This is a genomic window from Shewanella abyssi, assembly GCF_023284025.1.
GTDB lineage: Bacteria > Pseudomonadota > Gammaproteobacteria > Enterobacterales > Shewanellaceae > Shewanella > Shewanella abyssi.
This window is the reverse complement of the sequence record NZ_JAKIKR010000126.1, coordinates 1-814: the sequence shown is the minus strand read 5'-3', so window position 1 is coordinate 814 and position 814 is coordinate 1. Positions and strand designations below refer to the sequence as shown.

Here is an 814-nt window from a genome sequence, read left to right as displayed (position 1 = left end):
ATTCTGCGTTTAACCAGTCATCAGTGAAACGCAATTTTATCATTGGCTCATGTCTACCGTGTTTATATCCACCAATTGCGCCTTAACACCATCAGCAAAAACGGCATTAAATTCCCCTGTATCATCAATTATACCGATAAGGAGGTGGTTATTTACGGCATATTCTCTTGGTATAATTCGCTTTAGTACTCCAGAGGTATTTACTTTTGCATTAGCAAAAACTGTCATTGTGTTACGATCCATTATAATGCAACGTTCCGCATCAAGATCTAAATCACACTCAACTAAACCGACCATAGTCCCCTCACTAACGCTTATGCCCTTGTATAATTTAATCATACCAGTCACCTATCTTTATCCACATTAAGCCAGCCGAATAGCTTGGTACTAATATGTGTTCTACACCGTTTAAAACCCTGACTACAAGTAGTTCTGATTGGCTATATCCGGACAGTCCCGCAAAATACATACCCGGCATAACCCCTCTTCTCATCGGGTGAATTTCTGACCTTACAAAGCTGTAATCACTGTTATCAATGAAAGCTGGTGACAATGAAGTATTGATGTTTTCATCTGCCCATTCTGCTGCTTGCGCGTAACTGTATGAGAATGTATCCCTTCTACCAAGGCCAATGATGCTGTACCCGTCCGTACTTAATGAACCATCATTTGCATACATTCTGATGCAATCATTCTCAGGTGCATACGACAATGTATCGTAGGCGTAAGATGAGGTCACTGAACTGGTTGAAGTAGCCCCTCTTGTTACTATAAAGCCACCAGGATCATTTGGGGTGAATGAGTCTATGTCACC

2 protein-coding genes are annotated in these 814 nt (G+C 41.2%); both read right to left on the bottom strand.

Annotated features, from left to right (window positions below; translation table 11 throughout):
* Positions 1 to 39 precede the first annotated feature (39 nt).
* A complete protein-coding gene (locus tag L2755_RS22025; RefSeq protein ID WP_248982762.1) occupies positions 40 to 339 on the bottom strand; it encodes a hypothetical protein in 300 nt (99 codons plus the stop codon).
* Positions 332 to 814: hypothetical protein (locus tag L2755_RS22020; protein WP_248982761.1), on the bottom strand; the 483-nt coding region annotated here is incomplete at its 5' end. The genes L2755_RS22025 and L2755_RS22020, both read right to left, overlap by 8 nt.

Coding starts and splice junctions, on each gene's coding strand:
- L2755_RS22025 (WP_248982762.1), bottom strand. CDS start 339: ATGATTAAATTATACAAGGGCATAAGCGTTAGTGAGGGGACTATGGTC.